Genomic DNA, 22,102 nt, shown 5'->3' on the forward strand with positions numbered 1-22,102 from the left:
AGATTACTTACTTAATAATTTCGATCTCGGTACCGTTTAGCAAGTTGATCTGACCAGTAGTCACGACCACATCGCCAGCTTTGAGACCAGAGAGCACTTCAATATAGTCGCCGAAGCTGCGTCCGGATACGACTTTAGTTTCGATAGCTTTACCTTCGCGCGCTACGAATACCTTATTGTCGCTCACAGAACCAACGAAGGCAGTACGAGGAACGATTAAGACATCTGCCTTCTTGTTTACGCCGAAAGTAGCTGTGCCATACATACCTGCACGTAAAGGCTTATCGGAGGTGTTTTGTATCTCGATTTCTACTGGAAAATTCAAGCTACGATCTGCTACTGGAGAAATAAAAGTGATCTTGCCGGTATATGCGTCTTCTGGATATACGCTAGCAGCGATCTCGACTTCTTGACCTAGCTGTAACGGAGCGACATTTTTTTCATCCACGTTTACGCGAAGTTTTAGTGTGCTAACGTTCACAATTTCAAAAGCAGCCGTACCTGGACTTACATATGTACCTGGTTCGATTTTGCGGCTGTTAACGATACCACCTACCGATGTTTTGATCGTGATATCCTTTGCGTTTATCTCTGCTGTACGATAGTTGTTTTTTGCAGTTTCGTATTGAGATCTTGCTTGTTCCAGCTGTTGCTCCGTGACACCGCCTGATTTAAATGCGCTTTCGTAGCGATCTAGGTCACTTTTTGCTTGGCTCATATTTACTTCAGCATTTGATACATTGACATTGATGCGGTCAGATTCTACTACAGCAAGAGTTTGTCCGGCGCGAACTGCATTTCCTTCATCTACCAATACTCTTACGACGCGTCCTTGTGCTTCCGCAGATACCGTGACCATTTGTTTTGGTTCAAATGTGCCATTTGAGATATAAGCCAAATTCATCATTCGGTTGCTGGCAGTGTCAGTACGTACAGATACCTTGGGATTTGTAGCTGCAGCTGCCTGTGTTTCCGCTTCGTTATGCGCTTTGTTTTTCTGTAATAAATAGACGATACCTGCTAGGGCTGCGGCTATGACTACTATAGTGATAATTGTTCGTTTCATTTGTAGGGTCTTGCTTAAAGTTATTCGTTAATAAGTGATTTTAATTCTCCTTTAGATTTAATGAGTTGTACCTCTGCTATTTTATAATCCAATAAGGATGTAGTATAATTATTTTGTGCGTCGGCATAGGCTTTTTCTGCGTCTAATAGCTCTGTCAAGCTAGCTAAGCCATTTTTGTAGTTGTTTTCGGTGTCGCGTAAAACTTCATTGGCCAATTTTACGTTGTCTTCGTTAGAACGAATGACTAGGAGGCTGTTTTTCATCTGCGATTTAGCGTTTTCGTTATCCAGATCTAAGGCCAATTTGGTGTCCATTCGGTCGTAACGTAATGCTTGCAATTCCACTTCGGCCTGTCTTACCTTACTGCGTGTAGCGAAGCCATTGAAGATAGGAATTCGAATGTTTAAGCCTATTGCCGAGAAATCAGCCCATCGTGAAGTAGATGGCTTGGTCAGGAAGAAATCACGTGAAAATCCCATTACTCCGTAGTTTGCACTAACCGATACGGTTGGATAGTATTCTGCAATCGCAGCTTTTTTATTAAACTCTAAGAGTTCGGCTTGTTTGTCAAGTAATCTTAATTCAGTTCTGGTTTCAGTGTCTGCATCTTCATAAATCTTCGACACATCTACGTGAAAAGTTTCCTCAGGCAGCTCAATTGCGTTAGAAATATTCATTCCCATAGCAAATTTTAAAGCATTTTTTTGGAGTTGTAATCCGTTTAGTGTTTGTTGCTTTTGCGATTCCAAATTGGTAACTGCTACTTGGATTCGGTCGAGATCGATTTTCTTTTGTAAGCCAGCTTCGTACAAACCTTTAATGATCGACATGCTTTTGCGTGTATTGTCTAAATTTGTCTGTACCGTTTTTAGTGTTTGCTGTGTCTGGAAAACTTCATAGTAAGCATTCGCAATTTTTTCTATCAGCTGCTCTTCGGTGAGCATATAATTGATTTGGTAAAATTCGCGACTTGATTTTGCAGCTTTCAAGCCGGTGAATAGTGCTTGGTTGAAAATCTGCTGATTTAAAGATACTGTATTGGCAGATGTCCAAGGCGTACCAAAAGCAACTAAGGCAAGTGAACCGCCTTCATTGCCGCCTTCGACCGGTGGAGTGCCAGGTTCTACGCCAGGAAGTGCACCGCCAATAGCGCTTACATCAATAGCATTTTGTTGAATGATTGGATTATAAGTCACTCCACCTTCTGCATTTATCTGAGGAAGAGCTCCCGATCTGGTTTCGGCTATTTTGTTTTCAGCATTAGTAATATCTAATTTTGCTTTTTGCGCGTCGATTTTATGCTCCAGTGCATAGCGAATAGCCTGCTGTAGGGTCAGTTGCTCTTGTGCGAATAAAGATGGCGCAGCGAGTACACCAGATACCACGAGTGCGATCAATTTAATGTTTTTCATTCTGGTTATTTACTAATTAATTTTCCTTCTAAAATAAATTTGGCAGCACGCTTTTGGCTTGCTAATATTTTCTCTGTATTATCAACATTTGGTATGCCTGTGATAATGTCTGAAATCCGGTGAAACATAGAAAGCCCTTTAATTATCTCATGGAATGCTTTTGTCGCCATGTCCAGATCCGTCAAGATCAATTCTTTCGTTTCAATAGCACGTTGGAAGAGTATGCGAAGGTTTTGAATATTACGCTGATCAAACTCTTGCACCATACACTGCATGCTCAATTCCCGAATAATTTCAGCCTTCTCATACAAAGACAGCATGTAATAATCTTTTGCATAGTTGTTATGAAGCTCGAATAGGGAGAATAGTGTGCCTAGCAACCCTCCCTCATTTGCCTGTATTATATCGTATTCCTTCTTTGACATTTCGTTAACTACGAATTTTATACAATCGCCTAATAAAGTCGATTTGTCCGGATAGTAATAATATAGATTTGCTTTGGTAATCCGCAGATCATCAGCAATTTCATTCATTGTAGTTTTCTGAATACCAAAATGGGAGAATCTTTTCAAAGCCGCCTCAACTATCTCATCTTTCCTGTTTTCTGACATTTTAGAACATTTATACTATTTGACTTTTGTTATAAATTGTTCAAAAATATAAAAAGTAAAAATATTGTGAGAAATAAAAATTAAAAAAGACAATTGTGAGACAATTGATAATGGTATAACGGAGTAATAATTGAAAATTCGACTTTCGATCTGTCAGTTATTATCCCTGACCAATAACTTTATGGAATTTTCGTTTATCGAGCTTGTACAATTTTGCGGCACGGTAAGAAACTCCTTTCTGGTACTCATCTAGGGGTTTGAGGTAACCTAGCGTATTAATTTTTTTCCGAAAGTTTCTTTTGTCCAAGGTTTTACCCAATATCGCTTCGTGTAAGAGCTGTAATTGGGTAAGTGTGAACTTCTCAGGGAGTAATTCGTACAAAGATGCGGAGTAGGATATGGTGTTTTTAAGACGACCCAAGCTTTTGTTTATAATTTCTAAATGGTCAAAAGCAAGATCGGGAAGGTCATTTATCGCAAACCATTTGGCTTGCTTCATATACGTTGATACAGGCTTTATCTTGCTTTTAATACTATCATATTGAACGAAAGCCAAGTAAGCAACTGTCAAAATTCGACCTTCTGGATGTCGTTTTACCCCCGCAAAGGCCGCCAGCTGATCCATATAGATGTTTTTGAGTCCGGTCATCTCATGGCATATACGGTATACCGCATCTTCCATCTCTTCATATTTATCTACAAAATAGCCAGGAATGGACCACCAATCTTTGTAAGGATATTCGTTACGCTCGGTAAGTAATACCTGCAACGTTCCGTTGTCAAAACTTAGTATAACGCAATCAATGGTGAATTGAGAATGCACAGACCTCCCTTTTAAGTACCTAATATGGCGGTTAATATCAAAAGTAACAATTATCCGGATAAATATCCCGAAAACAACACAAAACTAAAAAAAAATTTAATAGTGTAATAAATACACATTATATTCGTATATATAACATAGATTAGTCCTACACATGACAAGTATAAAAAGAATAGGCGTACTAACTTCTGGCGGAGATGCACCAGGCATGAATGCAGCCATCCGTGCCGTAGTTCGTACAGCTATATATCATAAAATTGAAGTAACTGGCATATACCGTGGATACGAAGGTTTGATCGAAAATGACTTATTCACGATGGACAGTCGCTCGGTAAGTTCAATTTTGACACAAGGCGGTACCGTCTTAAAATCGGCGCGTTGTCCGGAGTTTCGCACAAAAGAAGGGCGCGCTACTGCTTATCAAAATCTCAAAAATGCGCATATAGATGCACTGGTAACCATTGGTGGCGATGGCACCTTTACAGGTGCAGAGGTTTTTTCGGACGAGTACGATATCCCTGTAATGTGTATTCCGGGAACGATCGACAACGATCTATTTGGTACTGATTATACTATTGGGTATGATACGGCAAATAATACCGTAATTGAAGCAATAGATAAAATCAGGGATACAGCAGCATCCCATAGTCGCTTGTTTTTTGTCGAAGTGATGGGGCGCGATTCGGGATGTATTGCGTTGAATGCCGGTGTAGCAGCTGGTGCTGAGGCGATCTTGATGCCCGAAAAGGATACCGCAATTGATGAATTGATAGAAATGCTAGAAGATGGCATGGATAAGAACAAATCCTCCATGATCGTGATTGTAGCAGAAGGCGAGAAAAATGGCGGTGCATATCATGTAGCGAAGTGTGTCAAAGAAAAATTTGATTTCTTTGACACAAAAGTTAGTATCTTAGGACACTTGCAGCGGGGTGGGTCACCCAGTAGTTTTGACCGTATTTTGGCTACACGAATGGGCTATCATGCAGTGAAAGAATTGCTGAAGGGGAACTCCAAATCGACAATTGGGTTCAAAGGCAATCAGATCGTTACTACACCGCTCCACGTAGCTTTGCATAGCGATGTGTACAAATTAGACAAAGAATTATTAGAAATATCCAAGGTAATGTCCATATAACCTATTAAATTATCGGATAAACCGACATATCAAGGCGTCATACATGATTGTAGTAGTATACAGTGGTTCTAAGTTTGCGGATTGGCGGATAGCTGAGAAAGGAAGAGTGTTGTATGGTTTTAAGACCACTGGGATCAATCCTTATGTGCAAGACGAGCGCACCATTTACCAGATATTTAATCGCAATACGCATTTAATCAATAACGCTGAAAAAATTCGTCGAATCTATTTTTTTGGTGCGGGAGCATCATCTAATGATCGTCAAGAGAAGGTAGATCGTGTATTTCAAGACTTTTTCAAGAATGCCAAAGTGAAAGTGCACCACGATATTCTAGCTTCTGCTATTGCTACTTTTGGTAACGAAAAGGGGATTATTGGCATTATCGGGAGTGGATCAAACGCTGCTTACTATAATGGGAAAAAAATCATCAATAACAACTACGGTTTAGGTTATATTATGGCGGATGAAGGGTCGGCAAATTGGTTGGCAAGGCAGCTTTTACGGGACTTCTTGAGTGAACTAATGCCTCAGGGTTTTAGAGAAAAGTTTTTACAAAGCCATCCCCTAGATCGAAAAACCATTATGGACAAAATATATAACCAGCCCAACCCCAACATTTTTCTTAATTCTTTCTCTGATTTTATATTAGAAAACAAAGACGATCCTTATATGTCTGCTATCATAAAGAGAGGATTGGAAACTTATATTAAGACATATCTAGTGCCTTTGTCAGAAGCATATCCAGATTCTGTGGTTAATTTTACTGGATCTGTTGCTAGTAAGTATGCAACGTGGCTTACCGAGTTGGCAGCTGAGTATCACTTGCCAGTTGGAACGATAGTACACGAGCCAGTGCAGAATCTGATCAAATATTATACGACGAAAAGTTGAGTTTTTGCATTAAAACTGCAATAGAAAGTGAACAAAAATTTTAAATAGAATAGTAAATAATAAATTATATAGTTATGAAAATTGGAATTAACGGATTTGGTCGCATTGGCCGATTGGCTTTCAGAGCTGCTGTAAAACGTGAAGATATTGAAGTAGTCGGTATCAACGACTTAGTGGAGCCAGATTACATGGCTTACATGTTAAAATATGACTCTACACACGGTCAGTTTGATGGTACAGTTGAGGTGAAAGACGGAAATCTTGTCGTGAATGGTAAAACAATCCGCGTAACGGCAGAACGTGATCCTGCGAATTTGAAATGGAACGAAGTAGGTGCGGAGATCATCATTGAATCTACCGGCTTGTTCTTAACTCAAGAAACTGCACAAAAGCATATCGATGCAGGTGCTAAGAAAGTAGTTATGTCTGCACCAGCTAAAGATGATACTCCTACCTTCGTAATGGGTGTAAATCACAAGTCTTTGACTGCTGAACATACTATCGTGTCAAACGCGTCTTGTACTACCAACTGTTTGGCTCCAGTGGCGAAAGTGTTGAATGATAAGTTTGGTATTGCTGAAGGTTTAATGACCACAGTACACGCTGTAACAGCAACTCAAAAAACAGTTGATAGCCCATCTGCAAAAGATTGGAGAGGTGGACGTGGTGCTTACCAAAATATCATTCCTTCTTCTACAGGTGCTGCTAAAGCAGTAGGGTTAGTATTGCCAGAACTAAAAGGAAAATTAACTGGTATGTCTTTCCGTGTACCTACAGCTGATGTTTCAGTAGTAGATTTAACAGTACGCTTAGAGAAAGGTGCTTCTTACGAAGATGTTAAAAATGCCATGAAAGAAGCTTCTGAAGGTGAATTAAAAGGTATCTTGGGATACACAGAAGACGAGGTAGTTTCCACCGACTTTTTGGGAGATGCCCGTACATCTATCTTCGATGCTAAAGCTGGTATTTCGTTGAATGACAACTTCGTAAAAGTGGTATCTTGGTACGACAATGAGTGGGGTTATTCTAACAAAATCATCGATCTAGCGCAAGAGATTGGTAAATTATAGTCGCCTTGGCGATTTAATAACGCATCCATAATAAAAGGGTAGCAACGCAAGTTGCTACCCTTTTATTATGGAGTTTGGAGTACTATTTAAGTTATAATTTAGATACTTTTTCCGCAGTTAGTGAGTACAGCATCAGGTTGCAAAATAGTTAAGTCACCAATAGCAGTGCAAATTAAAAAACTTCACCCAGCGAAAGGTGTACGCCATGATGATGGCGACTTACACCATAGTCAATTGCAATGTTAGTTCCTGCATTCTTATTGAATTTTATGCGGGCCCCAACCCCTGACCCGAAATTCCAAGTGCGGAAAAATGAACTTTCAGGTCCGCTTACCGTATTCGCGTTTACAAAGGCTACAAACCCAAAAAGTCCGTTGCTCGTTAGATTTCGTCTATATTCTGCTTCGGCATAATACAATGATTTCCCTCTGAATCTATTTAGAGGGAAGCCGCGACCCGAGCTATTGTAAGTATCTCCAGCTAATGTTGGAAGGTCGAGATACGGAGCAGGTGAGTTGAATACTGTCCATAAAAATTGTCGAATTGCGAGCATGTTTTGCTCATTAGGGTCTCGTGTAAAGCGATGATATCGTCTCGTCTCAACGAACAGCGAATTCCAATTCTGTTGGCTACCCATAAATTTGGGATTGGTGCGCAGGCGAATGTTGGCGTAGTTGCCCGCCCATGGATTGATTGAGTTGGCACGCGTATCGTAGATCATATTAAGACTGAGTCCTGATGATAGAATATATTCGCGATCATCTGTGCCATGAGGGTAGCTCGTGTAGTCACTCAGTAGCTGATGCTCTTGGCTTCGAATGTTCATCCAATAATCTAAGTTATATCCTCCTCCAAGAAAAAGACCATCGCAGATCCTTTTTAAAGCATGCTGATAGATACGCAAATAAGTGTAATCCATCATTAAATGTTCGTCATTTCCATATTCTCGACCGACACCCCACGTTTCAATAGGATATTTTAGTAATCGGATGTCGCCGTCAATCACCCAAGTATTGTTTTCCAACCATACATACGACCTAATGGGCAATCCAAAGCGTCGTGCAAAATTGGTGTAAGGCGTAAATGTCATGCGCGACATATTGGTGGTTTCCCGGTCTCCCAGATAAAAACCTGCGGTCGTAGTCGTTATCAGCGCTTGCCCGCCACCAGGTACAGCGGTAGAAAAAGGTAGAAATGAAAAGTATACCTTTTTTCCAGTACTATCAACAGTATTACCTGGTCTGATGTGTAAGATGTTTTTGGCAATGTCAATAAGGTCGCGTTGTTTAGCGGTATCCGCTACATGGCGCGTCAACTCAATCTCGTGTACAGGATGTTGAGCAAAGCCGTTGCAGCACAGGCTGCAAAGCACTACTAAAAGGAAACGTGGGGCCTTCAAAAGGTTTCTAATGCTGCTGTACATATAGGATCTAACTACTGATACAAACAATCGGCCAAAATATCTTAAGCTAGTTAATCCTGAATATGGTTGATGGTAAAAAAAGAAAGGTTTTCAAACGGGGAGGATGAAAACCTTTGCTAACCAATTATAAACCTAAATTTTTGTTATGATGATATACAAATGTAGTATTTATTTTCATAATATCAATGTTGTTTCATCTTTTTTGTGATATTAATTCGAAAATTTATTGTTTTTTACATTTTTTATGAAATATATGTGTTGTTTTTTCACTGTTTTAGTGTCTTTTAATGATTTTTTAATATAAAATTATTCGATTTTTAATAATAAAACCCTATTTAGGTTATAAATAGGGTTTTATTAAAAAGTTTTTTGTTGTTTTTTGTAAAAAGTCTGGTTATGTAAGATGAAATTGACATATTTGATTTTGATGCGGGTAAAAATATAGATGGCTGTAAAATAAAAAAAGGTTTTCAAACGGGGAGAATGAAAACCTTTACTAACCAATTATAAACCTAAATTATGATAGTGCAAATGTACTACTATTACACCTACCTTCGCAATAATAAAGGTCTGATAACGTAAGATTGTCCTAATTTAATAATGGATTGTCTTATAAAAACAAAAGATCCACGCTGTGTCTGCATTTACACAACATGGATCTTGCAATCTTTGATCAGTCGAGCTGATGTTAATATCTATTTAGTGTAAACACACCGTCTTTTGTTGGCATTTCGGCTTCGTCTAATACAATCACTTCGCCGCCAAAGTTAAATACCATACGTGCCAATTCATTGATGACATCTGTACTTAAATTAGCATGTTCATCGATATCTCGCTTATCAGTATTGATTGAACCCTTTATTCCCCGGCCATTTTCTATGCACAGTATTTCCACTTTTCCGTCAATTGCGTCTCGTACGATGTCCGAAATCTCCGTGCTACTCTTATTCTCTTGTGCTGCTAGTTGTTGTCTCTCCAGAATATTCGCTTTACGTTTCGCTAATGTGTCGTCTAGTACTTCTTGTACCTTTTTTAGAAGCTCGCTTCGACTTAGTGAGTGTGGATTGATTGGAATATGTACGGAAGATAGATTGCCATTTTTGCTAATACGTGCAAAATTGGTGTGGTGTTCGGGCAAAGCTGCCAAAAACAGAGGAGTTTTGGCAGGAATGTCAAAATGCTCTAGGATACCTTTATCAATTTTGCGAAAAAAACGATCCATATCAATATCTTCTTCCTGGCTCTTTTCCATGTATCCGTGCAAGCCGGCGCCTTCAACTACCGAGGCATGAAAGTGATTGTCTGTGAGTTGGTCGCCCAAAGCTTCTTTCATGCTTTGCGGCAGTTTGTCTTCGATCGGCAATTCCTCAATATGGTTGCGATCACCTTTTAATAATTTTACGCTATCTAACCCTAGCGCTAGTAAATAGTACTCCTGATTCTCGTGAAGCATTTTGAACAGTGGTTTGATACAGAAAGCATTGGCCACACATGATATTTCTTGTACCTCCTGAGGAAGGCGAATAATTTTTGTATCCTCTTTAGAGATAAAGATCGCTAAACCATGACTCCCGTTATCCCAGAATTTTTTATCCTCTATCAACTTCTCTACCGATTTCAATAATGCTTCGTGCTCTATCAGCTTATGCTCCTGAATATAAAGAAGTGTCTTTTTATAAAGATTTTTAAATGATATAGAATCAGATGCACTAGCAGGATGTACTTTATGTGTAGTCATATAGAGCGATACGCATGGCTCATCTTGGACATTTGTCAGTTCTTTCAGTAATTCTAAATTGATTGTCTGCATAGTAAACTTATTAATGTGTAATAATGATAATGTTTTATAAACCGCTTATGTGGATTAGCTCCTTTATAATATGTTTATTGTATACAACTTTGCATTTTTCTAGGCCGTAGCAAAACATTAAACCGGAGTGATCATCATACCGGAGCGATGTCTTTACTATGCATTTACAACGTTCTTGAGCGTAGGTTGTTTACTAAAATGTGATATTTATAACTTACTTGTTATTGAAAAATACGATCCGCTGAACGTGTACTAATGGTAAATAATCCATTCGCAAGCGCTCGAATCGTGGTAACTACGTGCTTTTGTGATTATAGTACGCGGTTTTTGGTGCGATTTCGCTAGCGGTATAAGAATTGTGGTTACATCGTTACTTATGACGAAGTATTCACTAATCATTATTGCTTTGGGTTTGCTGGTTACCTCCTGTCAATCCGCTTCGGTTAAAGAAACTGAAGATGAGATGTTCGTGGTCAATGAGCTGTTTTTGCTCCGCACAGAGGGAATGGCGCTTTGTGATATAGCTTCATCAAACAATCCTAGTCCCGAAATACAAATGGCATGTGAGAAACTGCGAAATTATTACACGGGTACCCAAGAAGATTTTGTATACCTCTGTGATGGGCGGTCGGTAGCTTTGGAGCAGGAAGATTTTGATTTGATCTGGAAACATCTGGATACACAGCTTACGAAAGATAGTATGCAGTTCGAGATTGCATTTATTGAGTTGAGTGCCGATAACCTTTTGCGATCGATTGCTTTACATGAGCTTATTTTGCAACGCAAAGACTGGGAAGATATCATGTATTATGCTTTCAAATCGTTGCCTGAGTTGTATAAGCAACAAGGTGCTTTGACGCAATTGAAGGAATCACGTGTAGCAGAAAAATCCAGGGAAAAAATGGAGGTTAAAAATGCAGCTTTATCTTTATAATTTCCAGGTGTGCCATGCGGTATACAGTTAACTAAATAGTAGTTGCGCAAAACCTTCGTCGAAAACTACGGTTATACCCTTGCAAGTATTGCTGTAGATAACTAAGCGGTTATTTCATGTCGCGCTTGCCGTTCTACTGATTGATTGAAAAAAAAGGAATAACTATGGAAAACATGAAAGACACTAATATGGGCGACGAAAGACCATATAAGAATGAAAAAAAAGTACCTGATGTCGTGAAGAATGAGCCAGATGACAAACCTGCTGGTAAAACGATTAAATGGGTAATAGCTATTGCAGTAGTACTGCTACTGATTATTTATGCACTTTTCTTCTATCCGCGCCAATAGGGCTTAGAATTAAAATATAGGTATTCATTGCATACTCAAGCCATTTGTAATTCATGTTACAGGTGGCTTTGTTTTAAACGTCAAAGTTACTTTTGTGCCACTTTCAGTCGTGCTCTCTAGCAAGATGCCGGCTTGTAGCCGATCCAATATACGACGTACAAGGCTAGCCCTACGCCGGTGCCGGCAATTTTACCTACGTTGGATGATCTTTTGTGTACGTGAAAAATATTCTCCAGTTCGTTAGCTGGTATTCCAATTCCATTGTCCTGTATTTCATAAATCGTTTCAAATTCTTTTTTGAAACTTCGAATATGTATATACGGACTTTTACGATTTTTACTGTATTTAACAGCGTTTCCGATAATGTTTTGGAATATTTGGTGTAATAAGTTTCGCTCGCCCCATATCGGAATCAACTCGTCATATACTACCTTGGTCTTCCCACAATCATGTACAAGTTTGCTATGTGTTACGATCTTTTCTATCATTTGTGCCATCGGTATTTCTGTCTGCTCAAAATGATAAACCTTGCTTTTTCCGACAGAAAGTACGCTGTCTAGCATACTTTCTATATCTTCTACACCATCCAACAACATATCTATCCAGCGCTTGTCGCTGGGGGTTATGGCCTTTCGAGAAAGCATTTGCGAGCATAGTTTTGACAACCGATAGTGGGTTTTTGAGATCATGTGATAAAGTGAAAGTTAGCATTTCTAGTTCATTGTTTAGGAGGATCAACTTCTGATTAATTCTGTCTTTTTCCTCAGACTTGGCTAGTAATGTATCTTGCAATAGTGCTCGCAAATGTTCTGCAAAATATAGATCGTTTGTATTCCATGATTTGGCGGTATCAGTTACTTGCTTGCGCCATGTTTCATGGGTGTATAAGGTTTCATCGCTACCGTGTGCTTCAGGAGATAAATCTTGGCACAGAGGTACCACTTGATATACCAAATCAACATCCTCTTGTCGAAACCACATTATTTTGATTTCGGATTCTTTACCAAGCTTTAATGCCATTACTCCCGCAAAGTTCAGATCACCCTCTATCTGATCGGCGTATCGTAATCTGAAATTGCTATCTAAGAAGAGACTCTTATTTTTTAGTGTACGAATGAGATCGGCAACCTGAATAATTTGTGCTTTCGATGGTACGATTCCATGAACATGCATTTCCTCAGAGTTACAAATCACGCAGCCGTCAGCCTGTACAAGTCGCTGCATATTAGGTAGATGCTTGCTGAGCGTTAGCAGTATATTGGTATTAGCCAGAAGGTCATTGCGTATACCTTGTAGCGTGTCATGAATATTTTCTTGAAATGCTAACAAATTATTTTTAATGTTAGATTCCTGTCTTTTGGCAGCGTAAGTACAAATGAGCTGGCAAAGTTGACGTTTTTGCAAGTGCACGTTTCTCAAGTACGAGCTGTACGCAATTAATATGCCCCAAAGTCGGCCATTTGCTACAAGAGGAAAAGCAATTAAGCTTTTGGCTCCTAGACTGCGTGCAAAATCTCTGTGCAACAGAGGTAGCGGATACAAATGGGAGTGGATCACATCAACATGCTCGTCTGCTAATTCATGAAAAATACAATGCGGAGCAAATAGATCGGGTACATACCTATACGGTGAGGCCAGATGATTTTTCAAATCATCTGGATGGTAAAAATCAGCAGAAAATCTTGACCCTAGCAAGGATTTAGATTTGTCCTTTACATATTCTGCAATAACCTCGCTTGTGTTATTTTCATAAATCTGATAGATATGCACACGATCAAATTCCAATATTTGATATATGTTTTCGGCTAATTTATGCCAAAGAGATTTGTTGCTTGACTCTAGTACATGTGCAATATCGTGCATATGGAAAGCGCCAGAATCATCCGTAGTTTTCCTTTCCCATTCCCAGTGAATGTAACTATTTACTTGAGATAGGTGAAGTATGTACTCTTGGTCACGACAACTAACCTCGAGAATTTTATTTGCAATATCCTGATGTTTAATATCTCTAATAATGGATACGATGTACGACGATTGCGTGGGTAAATAGATAGAAAGAAAATCACGGATATCACGACCTAAGAAATGCATAGCGGGTGCACCTGTCATTTTTCTTATTGCAGCGCTTATTCCAACAATTTGATCAAATGCATCAGTGCAGATCAATAGTCCATAAGATTGGATAAGTGTTTGACGGTCTTGCGCTAATTCTGACATGGAACCTTCCTATAGAGTATCCTAATATAAAGAAATTTTTATACTAACGCAATGCTCAATAAATATCATCAGAATTTTTGAGCATAAATTTAAATACATTTTTTATTTTCCTAATATTCTCTTTATAATGTATTTTTAATAAAAAATATTTTGTAACCTTTACGCCACAAACAAAAATTTCGCATCGCTGTTTTAAGAGTGGTAAAAGTCATGGATGTACTTGCATATTCAGCACTTATTACCAGCATACATAATTGATATTAGAAAAACATCCTATGATAAAAATAATTCTTGCTGAAGATCATCTGGTAGTCAGAAATGGTATAAAACTGCTTTTAGATTCTCATGAAGGATTAGAGGTAGTTGGTGAGGCGAATAATGGTGAAGAGGTACTACGTTTGGTCAATGAAGGTGGCGATGCAAATCTGGTTATTACGGATCTAACGATGGAAGGCATAGGTGGTATGGAGCTGATCCGGCAGCTTAAGCAAGCACATCCTTCAGTAAAAATTATTATTTTGTCGATGCTGGCAGATATTCCTTATCTTATAGAAGCGTTTGACCTTGGCGTAGACGGATATATGGTTAAAAACTCCGCTTACGACGAATTGCTGTTTGCTATACAGCAAGTATCTAATGGAGGTACATTTATTTGTGCCGAACTAACGATGACACTCTTGGACAAAATTCGTTCTGCTACACAGATAGAAGAAAGCAATGAGCAAGCTCGGATTCGAGTGGATATTAGTGATCGCGAAAGCGAAATATTACAACTAATCGGTGAAGGGTACACGAACTTGGAGATTGCAGATAAGCTTTTTATCAGTAAGCGAACCGTGGAGGGGCACCGTCAAAATCTGATCGACAAGTTGGGCGTCAAGAACTCGGCAGCACTAATCAAAATAGCTGTCAAAAACAACTTAATAAGATAGAACAAAGTATTTTGTTGGCCAAATGTTAAAATAAATCTGAATTTATTCTTTCGATTGAGTACTGTCATTCTCTTTCTCGTGCATAAACGATTATATTTGTGCATTGTAAACAAAAAAAAGTTTGAACCGTAATAAAAAACGAGACTAACACTGATACATAAAGTACGTAAAGAAAAGGATGAAAGAACAATACGCGGTATTTATAGAGAGATTCGAAAAACGTCTCCATGAGATTTTTAATAGCGAAAACGATATAAACGAGCTTAGTCTCGAAAGAGGTTTGCCGGATCATGTATGGCGTGGCATCATGGAACAAAATCCACTTTCGGTAGCTATTCCTGACCAATTTGGAGGTCGGGGTGCCAATGTGCGCGAATGTCTTGGCATTCTTTCTGCCGCGTCTTATGAGTCTTTGTCTTTGTCGTTGACCTTTGGTATCAACATTGCCTTATTTTTGGAGCCTTTGGCCAAATATGGTCACGCAGATATTCAACAGGGTATTTTTGATCGCTTTTTGAAGGAGCGTGCCATGGGCGGATTGATGATAACCGAGCCTGACTTTGGAAGTGATGCGCTAAATATGCGCACGAATTACAAAGAGCTGGATAATGAGTTTAAACTCGAGGGACAGAAACATTGGCAAGGCCTTACAGGAATGGCTGATTTTTGGATTGTAGCCGCTCGTAAGAAGAATCAAGATGGCGATTTGGCCCGTGATGTAGAGTTTTTTGTAACCGACAATAGTAAGGCCGAGCAACACATTCCTGTAGAAGAATATTTTAAGAATTTGGGACTCTATATGATCCCATACGGACTTAATAAAATTGATCTTACGATTCCTCATACGCATAAACTGCAGCAGCATAGCACCGGGATCAAAATGATGCTGGATATCTTACACCGTAGCCGTATGCAATTCCCAGGAATGGGGATGGGCTTTATTCAGCGTTTGCTGGATGACTCCTTAGCGCATTGCTTGCAACGCAAAATGGGCGCTCAGTCGCTTTTCCAGATTGATTCTGTGCAATATCAATTATCTCGTATTCAATCTGCTTATACGTTGTGCTCGGGTATGTGTGCTTGGAGCTCCAATGTTAGCGGTATTGAGTTTGATCTTGCAACCGAAGGTTTGCAAGCTAACTCGATGAAGGCGCTCGTTTCGGACTTGATGCAAGAATCTGCTCAGATTGCGGTTCAATTATCAGGGTCAAGTGGGTATAAGTTGAATCATATTGCTGGTCGTGGAATTGTGGATAGCCGTCCTTTCCAGATCTTCGAAGGATCAAATGAAATGCTATATACGCAGATTTCAGAGATTGTGGTCAAGCAAATGAAGAAGGCAAAAGAAACACATATCGGCACTTTCTTGTCGCAATTCGAGCATACAAGCCGTGTGATGGATAGATTCAAAAAGCATTTTGATATTTCGCTTTCTGCAACAAATTTAGTGCAACGTCAGTTGGTAGTGCTAGGAAAAGCCATTGCGCGTTTGGTATGTTTGCAGTATGTGGATCATATGGTATCAAAAGGATTCCGTACAGATTTGTTCGAGCAGGCTGCTAAGCATGTAGAAATGGATGTAAAGGCGTTTTTGTCGGACTTCGTCGACTTCAATGATGCTGCGCCAATCGTAGAATATCAGGAAAAATCAGACTGGGCTTCTTTTATTTAAGCCAGCGCAATGCCCTATAAGAAAAAGCCTGTGAAGCAAACTGCTCCACAGGCTTTTTCTTATAGGGTGAAATGGCATTTAAAAGTTGATCTTAGTAAAATTCCAACGCATCGTATCTACCATTGTTAGTTGATTGCTATCTACCGGAAGGTCAAGCACGATCTTGAGCGCCTGCATGGCCATCATACTGCCGATGATTCCGGGCAATGCTCCCAGCACACCGTTGCTGTCGCAATCTGGAATATCATTCGCCGAAGGCGGCTCTGGGAATAAATCTCGCAAATTTTTGCTGCCAGCGTAATTAAATACCGCTAGCTGGCCTTCAAATCCGAATATGCTTCCATATACTAAGGGTTTTTGTACCGCGACGCAAACGTCGTTTACCAGATAGCGTGTTCTAAAATTGTCCGATCCATCGACGATGACATCATAGCCAGATAACAGATCCGTGGCGTTGGAAGCCGCTAATTCTACTTCGTGTTTCTGCACCTTGACCAACGGATTGAGTGCTTGCACGAAGCGTGCAGCGCTGTCCACTTTTAGGTTTCCTACATCGGCCGTGCGGTGCAATATTTGTCGGTTGAGATTATGTTCTTCTAAACGGTCAAAATCGACGATTCCTACAATGCCAACACCCGCTGCAGCGAGGTATTGAATCGCCGGACTACCCAATCCGCCCGCGCCTATCACCAAAATTTTGCTTTCCATAATTTTGCGTTGCCCTGCTACGCCGATCTCTTCTATAAATATTTGGCGGCTGTACCGCGAGAATGCTGCTGCGTTTTCGCTCATAATTTATCCGTTATGTTGTCCACTATAGGCACCATCCCAATCTTTCATAATCGGATCGTATCCCGAATTTCTGATCAGATCAATGATCGCTTCCATACTTCGCTCATCACTGATTTCAAATTGCTCTAGCGATTGCGGATCTACCGCATAACCGCCCGGATTGGTTTTAGAAGCAGCGCTCATCGTCGTAACGCCGAGCGGAATAATATGATTTCGAAAATGCTCGCTTTCTCGTGTGGATATAGATATTTCCAAATCTGGATTCCAGATACGGTAAGCACAAATCAACTGCAATAAATGCCGGTCTTCCATCACGAAGTTGGGTTCGATGATGCCTTCCGCAGGACGAAGACGTGGGAATGATACACTGTACTTGGTACGCCAGTACTGTTTTTGCAAATAGTGAATGTGCAATGCATTGAAAAAACTATCCGTACGCCAATCTTCTAATCCGAGTAGCACGCCCAAACCTATCTTATGTATACCCGCTTTGCCAATCCGGTCGGGCGTCTCCAATCGATAATCAAAATTGGATTTTTTTCCTTTCCGATGATATGCTTTGTACACCTCCTGATGGTATGTTTCTTGATAGACCAGGACGGTATGTACGCCAGCTTGCTGAATTACTTCATATTCTTCCTGTTCCAACGGTTGCACCTCGATGGATATTTGTGAGAAATGTGGTTTTAGTAGGCGGATGGCATTCTCGAAATATTCGACGCCTACTATTTTATTTGCTTCGCCACTCACCAGCAATACATGCTGTAATCCCATCGCTTTTAGTGCCATGGCTTCCAATAGCAGTTCAGCATCAGAGAGTGTTTTGCGTTTGATCTTATTATCCATGCTAAAACCACAGTAGGTACAGATGTTTTGGCATTCGTTGCTAAGGTACAGCGGAGCGTACAATTGTATTGTCTTTCCAAATCGCCGTTGCGTGATAGATCTTGTTAATTGTGCCATTTGTTCTAGTTCGGCTTCCGCTGCAGGCGATAGCAGCACCAGAAAATCTTCCAGATCATGACGATCCTTTTGTAAGACACGTTTTACATCTTCTGGCGTGCTGTCATATATTTTTCGTTGGATCGTATCCCATTGGTAGCACGCGAAGGTTTCTTTGAATGTAGACATGAGCAAGCAAGGGTTAATCGGTAAGAAATGAGGTGAGTGGACTGGAGGCGACGCTGTGTGTGCTTTGCGAGCCCAAGCCCGATTCGTATGCTTTTCGGCCAGCGATTACGGCTTCTTTGAATGCTTCGGCCATGCGAGCAGGTTCTCTTGCAGCTGCAATGGCTGTATTCACTAACACAGCATCGGCGCCGATTTCCATGGCTTTCGCAGCATCGGCGGGACTGCCAATTCCGGCATCTACCACGACCGGAACGCGACTCTGCTCGATGATGATTTCCAAAAAATCAATGGTTCGCAAGCCTTTATTGGTGCCAATCGGCGCGCCCAAAGGCATCACCACTGCAGTACCTGCTTCTTCTAATCGCTTGCACAACACCGGATCTGCGTGAATGTAAGGCATCACGACGAAACCGGCCTTTGCTAATTCTTCGGTAGCGGCCAATGTTTCGATCGGGTCGGGCAGGAGGTAGCGTGGATCGGGATGAATTTCTAATTTCACCCAATTCGTTTCCAACGCTTCACGCGCAAGCATAGCCGCTAATACCGCTTCTTTTGCATTTCGTGCACCCGATGTGTTGGGTAGCAGGTGAAGATTAGGAATATCCAGTGCGTCAAGTAATTGATCAGATTCTGCTTGATGATCTACCCGTTTCAAGGCCATCGTGACTAATTCGGTCGAAGCAGCTATCATGGCCTCGTGCATCTGCTGTAAGTTGCCAAATTTGCCTGTTCCTAAAAATAAACGGGAATTAAAATGTCTGTTTGCAATCTTTAAATCTTTCATGTCAATAAGGATTTAATGGAGGTAATCTGTTGAGGCTGTTCTGTAATGAGTGTAGAGACGGCAATGCCATATACGCCTATTTGCTGCAAGATCGAGATGTCCTCTAAACGAATCCCTCCGATCGCGTAGAGTGGCGGTACCACACAATTAAGCTGCTGTAGATCTTGTACAATTTTGGTGAAACCTTCCAATCCCAAGATCGGACTAAGGTTTTGTTTGGTAGTGGTGTAGCGCCACGGACCTATACCGATGTAATCGCAATTTTCTTCCATTCGCTGCACCACATCAGCCAGCGTATTGGCCGTTCCGCCGATTATCTTATCGGAGCCGAGCAATACACGCGCATCTGCTACAGGCATATCCGTAAGTCCTAGATGTACTCCATCGACATCGGTGGCACGTGCGGTATCGACATGATCGTTGAGCAGACAAATGGCTTGGTAGGAAATGCAATGCTCCTTTACCGCACGACAAAATTTATGGAAAGCAAGATCCTTCGGTTGTTTCCAACGTATCTGTATCCATTCTGCACCAGCATCTAATGCCTGTCGAATGTGTTGCATTTGTGCTGTCAAGGTTTCTCCTTGCGAGATGTACTGTATTTTAGGATAGAGTGAAGATGAGATCATTTCTTAAAGAGTAATGGTGTTGTCGATGCCGCAGTGCAGCAATCTTCAAATGTTTGTATAGGATTGTCACTTTCCCAGATAGCACCTAGCAAAGCGATGCCATCCACATCGGCCGATAACGTGGCTGCGATATTTGTAGTATTCATGCCGCCCAAAGCGATAAGTCGTACGGACTGGTTGGTTCTCTTGCTTGTCTGCTGCAGCATATTCGACGAAGAGCCGTAACCCGGTTTGGATATGCTGGGGTAGAATGGACTTAGAAAAGCATAGTGCCAGCGATTATCCAATTGATTGAACGACGAGATATCGTGTGTCGAGGTCGAAAATTGGATCCCTTGCGGCAAAGGCTTAGCAGACCATTCCTGTCGCATAGTTTCGCTCATATGCAAGTGTTTGAGATCAAATGTTGACGCAAGCTCGTGATGCTCATGCAAAACCAATTTGCCGTGATAATAACTTGGTATACGACGTATATATGTCGCAGTTTGCTCGATACTGTAATCATACTTGCGGATATGCAACAAATCCAAGCCAGCATCCAGTAAACGGATGACGGTTTCTATTTCCTGATCGGCAGCATATTCGGGTGTGAGTACGATCATCATAAATACAACTGTTTGCCTTGATCGATAAATTCCTGCGACTTCTCGAACATGCCTTGTTCGGCACTATCTCTAATTTCCTGCGTGATCTTCATGGAGCAAAATTTTGGTCCGCACATCGAGCAGAAGTGCGCCACCTTCGCACCATCAGCCGGTAAGGTTTCGTCATGAAATTCACGCGCGGTATCCGGATCAAGCGACAGATTGAATTGATCTTCCCATCGAAACTCAAAGCGAGCTTTACTCAAGGCATTATCACGATATTGTGCTCCGGGATGGCCTTTGGCCAAATCTGCTGCATGTGCTGCGAGCTTGTACGTGATTACGCCATCTTTTACGTCCTTTTTATTAGGCAAGCCCAAATGTTCTTTCGGAGTAACGTAGCACAGCATCGCGCAACCATACCAGCCGATCATGGCTGCGCCGATGGCCGACGTAATATGATCATATCCGGGTGCAATGTCGGTCGTAAGTGGGCCGAGCGTGTAGAAAGGTGCTTCGTCGCATTCGGCTAGTTGCTTTTCCATGTTTTCTTTGATCATGTGCATCGGCACGTGCCCCGGACCTTCGATCATCACCTGTACATCGTGCTTCCATGCTATTTTGGTTAGTTCGCCTAAGGTTTCTAGTTCAGCAAACTGTGCAGCATCATTTGCATCGGCAATCGCGCCGGGGCGCAATCCGTCACCCAGTGAAAAAGCGACGTCGTAGCGCTTCATGATTTCGCAGATGTCTTCAAAATGCGTGTATAAGAAGTTTTCTTTATGATGAAACAAACACCATTTCGCCATGATGGAACCGCCTCTAGATACAATTCCGGTCACACGTTGCGCTGTGAGATGGATGTATCGTAGAAGAACTCCGGCGTGAATGGTGAAGTAAGAAACGCCTTGCTCGGCTTGCTCAATCAAGGTATCCCTAAAAATTTCCCAGGTCAAATCTTCTGCCACGCCATTAACCTTCTCCAGCGCTTGATAAATCGGTACCGTGCCAATCGGTACGGGCGAATTACGAATAATCCATTCCCGCGTTTCATGAATATTCTTTCCAGTCGATAGGTCCATAATCGTATCAGCACCCCATCGGCATGCCCATACGGCTTTTTCTACCTCTTCTTCAATACTCGACGTGACGGCGCTATTACCAATATTGGCATTGATTTTCACTAGGAAATTTCGACCAATGATCATCGGCTCACTTTCCGGATGATTGATATTGTTGGGGATGATAGCGCGTCCGCAAGCGATCTCGTTGCGCACAAATTCTGGTGTAATTCTTTGTTGCGGTGTATTGGCACCGAAGCTATTGCCGGCATGCTGGTGATCCATACGGTTGGTCGCGCCCTGCAACTGTTCGATGCGTTGGTTTTCGCGAATCGCTACGTACTCCATCTCTGGTGTGATGATGCCCTGCTTCGCATAATACAATTGCGATACATTGTGGCCTGGTTTTGCGGCGAGCGGTCGGTGGCTATATTCAAACCGAAGTTCATTCAGCTTCGTATCGGCTAATCTTGATTTGCCGTAATCCGAACTAATTTCATCTAGCATATCCACATCATTGCGATTCATAATCCACGATTCGCGCAGGCGCAGAAGCCCTTTACGAATATCAATGTTGGCATTTTCATCGGTATACGCTCCAGAGGTGTCGTAAATGGTGACAGGCGGATTGTGCTCGATACGACCGTTGCTCATCTTCGTGGGGCTGAGCGTAATCTCGCGCATGGCTACCTCGATCGGGAATAGCGAACCTTTAATATATACTTTCTGAGAATTGGGAAAAGGGGAGTTAGAAATCGTGTGCGTTATCAT

The 22,102-nt window shown here is 41.2% G+C and carries 21 protein-coding genes; 7 read left to right on the top strand and 14 right to left on the bottom strand.

Features of this window, described 5'->3' with window-relative positions; translation table 11 throughout:
* Nucleotides 1-7: 7 nt before the first annotated feature.
* From A0125_RS06595 to A0125_RS06610, 4 genes are all read right to left on the bottom strand, one after another.
* Nucleotides 8-1,066 (bottom strand): efflux RND transporter periplasmic adaptor subunit, encoded by a 1,059-nt coding sequence (locus A0125_RS06595; protein ID WP_066753814.1) that lies wholly within the window; start codon nt 1,064-1,066, stop codon nt 8-10.
* A gap of 20 nt (nt 1,067-1,086) precedes the next feature.
* Nucleotides 1,087-2,478: a TolC family protein gene (locus A0125_RS06600; RefSeq protein ID WP_066753816.1), complete on the bottom strand. Its 1,392-nt coding sequence runs from the start codon at nt 2,476-2,478 to the stop codon at nt 1,087-1,089.
* A 5-nt stretch (nt 2,479-2,483) separates the two neighbouring features.
* A complete protein-coding gene (locus A0125_RS06605; protein ID WP_066753818.1) occupies nt 2,484-3,089 on the bottom strand; it encodes a TetR/AcrR family transcriptional regulator in 606 nt (201 codons plus the stop codon).
* 160 nt (nt 3,090-3,249) lie between these two features.
* Nucleotides 3,250-3,912: an NUDIX hydrolase gene (locus A0125_RS06610; protein ID WP_082784931.1), complete on the bottom strand. Its 663-nt coding sequence runs from the start codon at nt 3,910-3,912 to the stop codon at nt 3,250-3,252.
* A gap of 154 nt (nt 3,913-4,066) precedes the next feature.
* Here A0125_RS06610 and pfkA point away from each other — a divergent pair, with 154 nt between their 5' ends.
* From pfkA to gap, 3 genes are all read left to right on the top strand, one after another.
* Complete coding sequence (gene pfkA, locus A0125_RS06615) at nt 4,067-5,050, top strand: 6-phosphofructokinase (protein ID WP_066753822.1); 984 nt, start codon at nt 4,067-4,069, stop codon at nt 5,048-5,050.
* Between the two features lie 43 nt (nt 5,051-5,093).
* Nucleotides 5,094-5,942: a hypothetical protein gene (locus A0125_RS06620; protein WP_066753824.1), complete on the top strand. Its 849-nt coding sequence runs from the start codon at nt 5,094-5,096 to the stop codon at nt 5,940-5,942.
* Nucleotides 5,943-6,016: 74 nt separating this feature from the next.
* Nucleotides 6,017-7,012, top strand: a complete 996-nt coding sequence (gene gap, locus A0125_RS06625) for a type I glyceraldehyde-3-phosphate dehydrogenase (RefSeq protein WP_066753827.1) — start codon at nt 6,017-6,019, stop codon at nt 7,010-7,012.
* 172 nt (nt 7,013-7,184) lie between these two features.
* Here gap and A0125_RS06630 read toward each other — a convergent pair whose 3' ends face one another.
* Nucleotides 7,185-8,435 carry a BamA/TamA family outer membrane protein gene (locus A0125_RS06630; RefSeq protein WP_156472445.1) on the bottom strand — a complete coding sequence of 417 codons (1,251 nt, stop codon included), beginning with the start codon at nt 8,433-8,435 and terminating at the stop codon, nt 7,185-7,187.
* 688 nt (nt 8,436-9,123) lie between these two features.
* Nucleotides 9,124-10,245, bottom strand: a complete 1,122-nt coding sequence (locus A0125_RS06635; protein WP_066753832.1) for a baeRF3 domain-containing protein — start codon at nt 10,243-10,245, stop codon at nt 9,124-9,126.
* A gap of 376 nt (nt 10,246-10,621) precedes the next feature.
* On the opposite strand from A0125_RS06635, the gene A0125_RS06640 reads away from it, so the two are divergent.
* Together A0125_RS06640 and A0125_RS06645 are read left to right on the top strand one after the other, a co-directional pair.
* Nucleotides 10,622-11,179: a hypothetical protein gene (locus A0125_RS06640; protein ID WP_066753835.1), complete on the top strand. Its 558-nt coding sequence runs from the start codon at nt 10,622-10,624 to the stop codon at nt 11,177-11,179.
* Between the two features lie 164 nt (nt 11,180-11,343).
* Nucleotides 11,344-11,529, top strand: a complete 186-nt coding sequence (locus tag A0125_RS06645; protein ID WP_156472446.1) for a hypothetical protein — start codon at nt 11,344-11,346, stop codon at nt 11,527-11,529.
* Nucleotides 11,530-11,645: 116 nt separating this feature from the next.
* On the opposite strand, the gene A0125_RS06650 is transcribed toward A0125_RS06645, so the two are convergent.
* Nucleotides 11,646-12,092, bottom strand: a complete 447-nt coding sequence (locus A0125_RS06650; RefSeq protein WP_197464807.1) for an ATP-binding protein — start codon at nt 12,090-12,092, stop codon at nt 11,646-11,648.
* A complete protein-coding gene (locus tag A0125_RS06655) occupies nt 12,043-13,746 on the bottom strand; it encodes a GAF domain-containing protein (RefSeq protein ID WP_066753844.1) in 1,704 nt (567 codons plus the stop codon). Before A0125_RS06655 ends, A0125_RS06650 begins: the two co-directional genes overlap by 50 nt.
* 275 nt (nt 13,747-14,021) lie before the next feature.
* Between A0125_RS06655 and A0125_RS06660 the strand changes: the two genes are divergently transcribed.
* Nucleotides 14,022-14,678, top strand: a complete 657-nt coding sequence (locus A0125_RS06660) for a response regulator (protein WP_066753846.1) — start codon at nt 14,022-14,024, stop codon at nt 14,676-14,678.
* 178 nt (nt 14,679-14,856) lie between these two features.
* The gene (locus A0125_RS06665) at nt 14,857-16,350 is read left to right on the top strand and encodes an acyl-CoA dehydrogenase family protein (RefSeq protein WP_066753848.1); all 1,494 of its coding nucleotides are present in this window, start codon (nt 14,857-14,859) and stop codon (nt 16,348-16,350) included.
* 78 nt (nt 16,351-16,428) lie between these two features.
* Here the strand turns inward: A0125_RS06665 and A0125_RS06670 are convergent, their stop codons facing one another.
* From A0125_RS06670 to thiC, 6 genes are read right to left on the bottom strand one after another with little or no spacing between them, the layout of a single operon-like run.
* Entirely contained in the window at nt 16,429-17,142 is a 714-nt protein-coding gene (locus A0125_RS06670; protein WP_066753850.1) for a HesA/MoeB/ThiF family protein, read from the bottom strand.
* A gap of 3 nt (nt 17,143-17,145) precedes the next feature.
* On the bottom strand, nt 17,146-18,273 hold the full coding sequence (thiH, locus tag A0125_RS06675; RefSeq protein ID WP_066753851.1) for a 2-iminoacetate synthase ThiH: 1,128 nt from the start codon (nt 18,271-18,273) through the stop codon (nt 17,146-17,148).
* 13 nt (nt 18,274-18,286) lie between these two features.
* Nucleotides 18,287-19,057 (bottom strand): thiazole synthase, encoded by a 771-nt coding sequence (locus A0125_RS06680; protein ID WP_066753853.1) that lies wholly within the window; start codon nt 19,055-19,057, stop codon nt 18,287-18,289.
* Nucleotides 19,054-19,686 (bottom strand): thiamine phosphate synthase, encoded by a 633-nt coding sequence (locus A0125_RS06685; RefSeq protein WP_066753855.1) that lies wholly within the window; start codon nt 19,684-19,686, stop codon nt 19,054-19,056. The genes A0125_RS06680 and A0125_RS06685 overlap by 4 nt, the downstream gene beginning before the upstream one ends.
* The gene (locus A0125_RS06690) at nt 19,683-20,291 is read right to left on the bottom strand and encodes a thiamine phosphate synthase (protein ID WP_066753857.1); all 609 of its coding nucleotides are present in this window, start codon (nt 20,289-20,291) and stop codon (nt 19,683-19,685) included. Before A0125_RS06690 ends, A0125_RS06685 begins: the two co-directional genes overlap by 4 nt.
* The gene (gene thiC / locus A0125_RS06695) at nt 20,288-22,102 is read right to left on the bottom strand and encodes a phosphomethylpyrimidine synthase ThiC (RefSeq protein WP_066753858.1); all 1,815 of its coding nucleotides are present in this window, start codon (nt 22,100-22,102) and stop codon (nt 20,288-20,290) included. Before thiC ends, A0125_RS06690 begins: the two co-directional genes overlap by 4 nt.

This window comes from Sphingobacterium populi (assembly GCF_001586775.1).
Taxonomy (GTDB): domain Bacteria; phylum Bacteroidota; class Bacteroidia; order Sphingobacteriales; family Sphingobacteriaceae; genus Sphingobacterium; species Sphingobacterium populi.